The organism is Streptococcus sp. WM07 (genome assembly GCF_004570525.1).
In the GTDB taxonomy this organism is placed as follows: domain Bacteria; phylum Bacillota; class Bacilli; order Lactobacillales; family Streptococcaceae; genus Streptococcus.
In genome coordinates this window covers 1-6,477 of record NZ_SPPZ01000074.1, presented here as the reverse complement: position 1 = coordinate 6,477, position 6,477 = coordinate 1, and the positions used below count along the sequence as shown (strand labels likewise).

The 6,477-nt window shown below is 41.2% G+C and carries 9 protein-coding genes; 3 read left to right on the top strand and 6 right to left on the bottom strand.

All coding sequences use genetic code 11. The annotated features are described in order from the left end of the window. The coding region (locus E4T71_RS07905) for a helix-turn-helix domain-containing protein (RefSeq protein ID WP_135034965.1) at positions 1-214 on the bottom strand (214 nt) is incomplete at its 3' end. Positions 215-236: 22 nt separating this feature from the next. Here E4T71_RS07905 and E4T71_RS07900 point away from each other — a divergent pair. Together E4T71_RS07900 and E4T71_RS07895 are read left to right on the top strand one after the other, a co-directional pair. Continuing rightward, on the top strand, positions 237-404 hold the full coding sequence (locus E4T71_RS07900) for a Maf family protein (protein WP_228062386.1): 168 nt from the start codon (positions 237-239) through the stop codon (positions 402-404). Then, entirely contained in the window at positions 401-727 is a 327-nt protein-coding gene (locus E4T71_RS07895; RefSeq protein ID WP_135038737.1) for a potassium channel family protein, read from the top strand. The genes E4T71_RS07900 and E4T71_RS07895 overlap by 4 nt, the downstream gene beginning before the upstream one ends. Before the next feature lie 68 nt (positions 728-795). Here E4T71_RS07895 and E4T71_RS07890 read toward each other — a convergent pair whose 3' ends face one another. The 5 genes from E4T71_RS07890 to E4T71_RS07870 form a co-directional block, all read right to left on the bottom strand. Beyond that, positions 796-1,941: a low temperature requirement protein A gene (locus E4T71_RS07890; protein ID WP_135038735.1), complete on the bottom strand. Its 1,146-nt coding sequence runs from the start codon at positions 1,939-1,941 to the stop codon at positions 796-798. 12 nt (positions 1,942-1,953) lie between these two features. Continuing rightward, entirely contained in the window at positions 1,954-2,592 is a 639-nt protein-coding gene (locus E4T71_RS07885) for a DUF421 domain-containing protein (RefSeq protein ID WP_135038733.1), read from the bottom strand. Next, positions 2,589-3,041 (bottom strand): DUF3290 family protein, encoded by a 453-nt coding sequence (locus tag E4T71_RS07880; RefSeq protein ID WP_135038730.1) that lies wholly within the window; start codon positions 3,039-3,041, stop codon positions 2,589-2,591. The genes E4T71_RS07885 and E4T71_RS07880 overlap by 4 nt, the downstream gene beginning before the upstream one ends. 98 nt (positions 3,042-3,139) lie before the next feature. Continuing rightward, positions 3,140-4,174 carry a DNA/RNA non-specific endonuclease gene (locus tag E4T71_RS07875; protein ID WP_135038728.1) on the bottom strand — a complete coding sequence of 345 codons (1,035 nt, stop codon included), beginning with the start codon at positions 4,172-4,174 and terminating at the stop codon, positions 3,140-3,142. A 10-nt stretch (positions 4,175-4,184) separates the two neighbouring features. Further along, on the bottom strand, positions 4,185-4,955 hold the full coding sequence (locus E4T71_RS07870; protein ID WP_135038726.1) for an alpha/beta hydrolase: 771 nt from the start codon (positions 4,953-4,955) through the stop codon (positions 4,185-4,187). Between the two features lie 365 nt (positions 4,956-5,320). On the opposite strand from E4T71_RS07870, the gene licT reads away from it, so the two are divergent. Beyond that, positions 5,321-6,151, top strand: coding sequence for a BglG family transcription antiterminator LicT (gene licT / locus E4T71_RS07865; RefSeq protein WP_135038724.1), 831 nt, complete (start codon positions 5,321-5,323; stop codon positions 6,149-6,151). The last annotated feature ends 326 nt before the right edge of the window (positions 6,152-6,477 follow it).

Here is a 6,477-nt window from a genome sequence, read left to right as displayed (position 1 = left end):
TAAGGAGTGCCTCTAAACCTCCTTCTAGATAACGGTTCAATAAGTTTCGTACAGTTTGATGAACAAAACCTACTGATTTAGCTACTGCTGTTAAATTCTGACATTCAGAGTAGAGAATGAGAGCTTGAATTTTCCTATGGTGCTGTGCATTCTTTTTATCTTTCAGGGCTTGCTTCAATTCGCTAATTTGATATTCATTTAGTTCGACTTTCATACCTTATAGTATACAGCTATTTTTGTTTTTTGTTAAGTATGAATCACCAATGGATAAGGCTGGAGCTTATGGTTTTCAGGATCTGGATCCACGTTTCATTGATTATGTGGCTGGTGATGTGCAGACAATTATCGGACTTCCAGTTGCAGAGACTGCTAAGCGCATTGCGGAAATGGGGAGTGAGAAATGAAGCGATTAAATATTTTAATCAAAATTATTCACCACACAGGTTTTACAAAATTCGCCTTCTCCTTTGCGGGATTCTTATTTATGGCGGGATTTTTCTTAATGCTTTTAGAGCCTGGTATTCAACAGTATTGGGATGGTGTTTGGTTTGCTTTCGTGACCTCTACAACGGTTGGCTACGGAGATTATCAAGCAGTTACGTTTTTGGGCCGCTGGCTCTGTGTCTTTTTAACAGTTTATGGGATGATTTTCTTTGCGGCCTTGTCGGGTGTAGTCATCAACTACTATACAGAATTGCGGCAAGGAGAGAAGAGGTCTGAAAATTGATCCAGATTACCTGGTTATCCTCAGTTGCTGTTGCTATTATAAAAAGGACCTCTCGAGGTCCTTTTGCTTTAGATCCAATGGAGTTCATGGGAGTCATTGGATTGGCGATGATTTTTTATATAAAAACGAATGAAGTGGATCCAGATAAGGAAGATCGTTGTGGTCGTAATGATGGTCACCATAAGTGGGGAGTTGGCAAAGATCAAGCTCCCAAGAAGTCCTAGACCGAACAAGCTCCAATAAACGATGCGGTAGGAGCGGGTCCATTTGTAGGCAGGTTTATTGTAAACACCATTCAAGATGATCGCGAGTAAAAAGGCGAAGAGTCCCGTATAGAGAAAACCAACTACAAATAGATGATTCGCCTCATGTTCAGTGAGGAAGGTCATGGAGACGGTAAGCATGAGAATTCCCGAAAAAATAAGGTAATGGCTATAAATCAATCGCAAGCCCAAAGTATTTAGACTTTCATCGAGGACATGGTCGAATTCCCCAAAGTAAATGAGGAAAAGAAGAACCACCATAAATAAGAAGAGAATCGAATGGAGTCCAAAGGTATCCGTTTGGAAAAAATCCGCAATTCCGACAATCATCTCACCAAAGGTAATGATGACTAGAAGTGCAATCCTTTCCACAAGATGTGGAAAGTTTATAGGTACTTGGGACATGGATTTTCTAGTGAAAATTGGCATGATAAAGGAAATGAAAATTGCTGCAAAATAGATTCCGATGCCAATCCTATATGGGAGTAAGGAAGCAATGAAGACTCCTCCAGTTCGAATCCCAAGCATGTATAAAAAAGATTTGATGAGCTGCCGATCTTGGTCCGTCTTACTTTGTATATATTGCACTGCGTATTGAAGGAACAAGGTTCCCGATAGAAGACTTACGATTAGAGAAAAGTTATGAAAAATTCCCTGCCAATTAGTGGTGAAAGAGTTAGAGATTAGCATCAATAGCCCCATATCGACAAACATGATTAGCATATTAAAGAGAGAGTTCTTTCCATATCGATTGGTAAAGATTGTTTGAACCATCCAGGTATTTACCAAAAGAATCAATGCTGTGAGAAAGGTTACAAAATGAAAAAATGGAAGTATACCATCATCTAAATGATGGATTAGCCCTGTCATTTTAGAAATGGCAAAAACAAAAACCAGGTCATAAAAAAGTTCAGTAAATTCGACTCGTTTGTGGTGAATAAGTGACGACATTAGTTTTCCTTTCTAGGATTCGTAAGTGATAATAGTTAGTTGACTGTGGTCATACTCTGCTAAGAAAATTTGTGAAGTTTCCGTATAACCAAGGGAGTTCAGTTCTTCCTGAAGCCATTCGGAATTCTTGTCTAGTAATTCCAAGATATCGACTTGTACAACACCATCTGTAATGACCGGATATTTGGGGTTGGCTTCTCCTGCCTGAACGACAATGAGTTGACCGTTTTGTTCTAAAACAGCTCTCTTGACATCGGCAATCCTAAAAATTCCCTGTCCTCGAAGTTTGAGGGTTAAATCCGCAGCGGTGAGTCCTGCAGCACGACAAGCTTCCACATCTACTTGTCCTTTTTGGATGAGAATCCGTGGTTGTCCATCAATAATTTGTTTAATAGCGTGGTTATGAGTTTTTAACCACTTGAGACTAAGGACTAAAATAGTCCAAATCATAAGAATGATGACATATTGGAGGAGTGTAATAGAGGGATTGTAGATAACTCCACCGATGATTCCCCCAAGTACATAGTTTTGAATTTGATCTGTGGCAGAATTGGGAGCAAGATTGCTTTTGCCGGAAATATTGATGACGACAATTAATGTTAACAGTCCGATTGCCAATTTAATAGTGACATCTAAATATAGAAAATTCATTGTGCTACCTCTACTAGTTCTAAATCAAAAGAGTGCAGGTCCATTTTTTCCAAGAGATAGGTCTCTGGTTCACTACCAGCAATCGCTCGGTAAAATTGGCCTTCTACATACAATAGAGTGCCATTTGTATCTGCCGATGTGTTGATATATATTTGTTTGGGCTTGACTTTTAAAGTCTTGGATATTTTTTCAATGAAATGAACAGATGTTCGATACTGGTTATTGGTTTGACTACTGGCTTGTAAACTTTCAAATCCTGATAAACCAGAAACGAGCAGGGTTAGCCCTAGGATAATGACCAGCTCACGGTATTTGGAATCTCGTTTATCCCGGTAGGCTAGAAAGGCGGTGTAGGCCAAAATCAGTAGTAGGGCGATAAAAAAAGCGGCTAAAAGCCAATTATCTTGACGAATTTGATTCAAAACATATTCATAAGAATAGAACTTCATAAGGCTCCTTTCGTACACAAAATCTTTCTTATTTTAGCACACTTTTGAGCGCTAAAAAACCTCCTTTCCTGAGAAAAAGGAAGGAGGTTGTTATGGGATTACCAAGGAAGTCCTGCAGCAGCAATTTCAGCTTTGGATGCATACTGACCGTTGGGACGATGCCAACGACCACGGGCATCTCTGGTATAGCCACCACCAGCAGTAACTTCTGGTGCTGCTTGGGCTGCTGCCTCAGCTTGTGCTTGGGCTGCTGCCTGGGCTTCAGCTTCCGCTTGAAGACGAGCTTGTTCTTCCGCCTGAGCTCGAGCTTGAGCCTCAGCTTCGGCTTGAGCTTTGGCTGCTGCAGCTTCTTCGGCAGCTCTTTGTTTTTCGGCAGCTTGCTGACTAGCAGAAGCAACAGTGTTAATGGCAGTTCCACTTGTATAGTCAATGTCTGCATTTGGTGATGTATTGTCTAGGACAACATGTGTAATTCCGAGGGAGTCCTTAGTCTCTTTTCCACCAAGGGTAATCTCGAGCTTTTGGCCCTTGTCATCTAGGCCAACATATTGGAGTTTAATTTGGCGAGGAATGAGTTCATCACCGGTATAGAGCGGCGTGACCTTATAGTCGAGCCAGTAGTTGGGGTGAGTGGCTAGCCAGGAATCCAGACGATTTTCATAATACAGCATGCTGTCAGGATTTGACTCGTCAGTTCCTTTGTAGTTTCCAGCATTGAGCCAGGTGGTCATAGGAACCAGGTTCCGTCCTTCATCATTCAGACCGCTGAATTGGTAGCCTATTAAATGGCCTCGATTCATAAGCCAAGCTTGTTGACTACCATCTCCAAAATAAAATTTATAGTTATGCCAACCAACGGGGTCAAAGGTGATTTTCTCAGTTCGTTTTTTAGTGGGTTGATCTCCTTCTTTTAATTGGATATGGGCTGCTTGGGCACGCCCCAGAGCATCCCAATCCTGTAGATGAATTTGTTTTTTACCTTTGAAAGGTAGCAATTTATCCGTTTCTTCGTCTGCGTAGACGATAGAACTCGTAAAGTCAGTCCAGTCAGGATTGATTGGATTGAGCATTCCCAATCCGAGACCAAGACTGAGAAGGAGGCCAAGTAAGCCAAGGAAACGATTCTTTTTCATAGGATTCTCCTTATCTCATCCAAAGAAAGTCCATAAACAGAGGGACCTGTTGAGCCCAGTCGCTTTCGCGATGGCGACCGTGAATTTGAGGGTAAAGGTAAGTGCTGGCACCTGAGTGCTGGAAGCTAGCTTCCAAGTGAAGATGAATTTGGGCAAAGGGACTAGACCAGATTTCATCTCCAGCGGTTAGGTCTAAGCCGATCTCATTAGTCCCCCAAGCCATATAGACACGTGTATTACTATCGATTATTGCTTGATCGAGTTCTTGGTAGAGGGGCTTAAAGATTGCGGAGGATAGGGCAGCCGCTTTGGAGAAGATGTGATTGTAGTGGGAAATGGCGTAGAGAGTCATGAGTCCTCCCATAGAGGAACCAGCAATTCCGGTATTGAGTCGGTCAGGATAAGTCCGATAGGTTTGGTCAATAAATGGCTTTACCTGATTCACGAGCCATTGCATTGTGGCTTCTCCACGTCCCTGAATGGAACCTGCAAAGAATTCGTCGCCTATATTGTAAGGTGAATATTCTTCCAATCGTTGGTTGTTCTCATGACCAGGTTCAATCCCAACGACAATCATATCTTTGCTCCAGTGATCCAGAAACTCTTTTAGTTGCCAAGATTCCCCATAGGTCGCTTCTTGATCGAAGAAAAGATTGTGACCATCGAAGAAGTACATAACCGGATAAGAAGTGTCCTGAGTTTCATAATTGTTCGGAAGATAGACCCGAACAGTTCGGCTCTCCCCGATTGCGGGGAATTCTAGTTGGTGGTGAGTAATCATAGTTCTCCCTTTCTTCCAGTGATACCTTCATTTTATCATGCAAACATATAGATAGTATCACTTAATTGATTTTTTCTTTTAAAAAAGAAAATGGAACTAACTGAAAGCAAGATAGATGGAGGGGAATGGCTCTACTGTTAGCCTGACCCCTTGTGCTTTTCTAGGGTAAAAATAGAAAGGAAGCTCTTGCGAAAGCGTAACCAATCTGTTAGACTAGAATTAGGATTGTTACTGAAATGCAGGCAAAACCTAAATCAAAATCAGGAGTCTGGAGACAGGCCTCTTTGGTGATGGATTTAGGTTTTTTTGCTGCTCACAGGGTATTTCCTGTGAGCGACGGAAAGCTGGTACAAAGGTAGGGCAATATGAAAATTGTGAAAGTCTATAATAATAATGTAGTCCAAGCCTTGGATTCACAAGGTCGCGAAATTATCGTCATGGGTAAAGGTTTGGGTTTCCAGAAGAAAGTAGATCAGTGCTTGGATCAGGATAAAATCGAGAAGACATTTGTTCTTCAAGGTGATACAGCCGAAACAGATCTTTTCCATCTTTATAGTCAGATGCCTGCTGAGGAAGTAGATTTAGTAACGAAGCTGATATCAAAGGCTGAAGTAGTTTTAGGCACAAGTTATGAATTATCACTCTATCTTAGCCTTGGTGATCATCTTCATTACGCCTTAGAAAGAAGTCGGAAAGGACTTTCCCTTGAGAATCCTCTAGCATGGGAAGTTCGAAAATTTTATCCCCAAGAGTATCAGCTTGGTTTGGAGACGATAGAAGAAATCCGAGATAAATTTGGGATTCAAATGGAGCAAAGCGAAGCTTCCTCGTTGGCACTTCATTTGATTAATGCCAAAAAAGATAAGGCAGATTCTCAGCAAGAAAATCAGGTTCATCGGATGGTTCATCAAATTCTTGATATTGTCCGCCTCCATCTTGGCTGGGCGAATTTTACAGAAGATACGAGCTTTCATCGTTTCGTTACCCACCTTCGTTACTTTGCCCAACGGGTTCTTCAGGGGCAAGTAGAAGGTCGGGAGGATGCTTTTCTCTATCAACAAGTTCAAGTGAATTATCCCCAAGCCTTTGCAGTTAGCGAGAAAATCAAAACTTTTGTCAAAGAAAGTTATGGATTCGATATGTCTCTTGATGAACAAGTCTATTTAACGATTCATATTCAACGATTGATTAAATAAGCCCCCAAGACCGAACTTAAGGACTTGGGGAGTCTTATTCCCATAGGATTGGTGGCCAATGTGAAGATGTATAAATACCCGTTGTGCTAGTTAGTTGTAGAAATAATAAAAAACTTTGCGTATCATAAATTCAAAACCACCACGAATTGAGGACATGATATGCAAAGCCAAGCACATTATCTCGCGAATCCTTCTCAAGCACAAGTCGTTTTCAATAAAATTTTAGTGAGAGTGACTGATCTATATGAAAAATATGTTCCAAAGTCAGTTCGTTTCCGTAAGAATGTTCATTTACAAATTCAACCATATGTTATGTTGATTTCTAG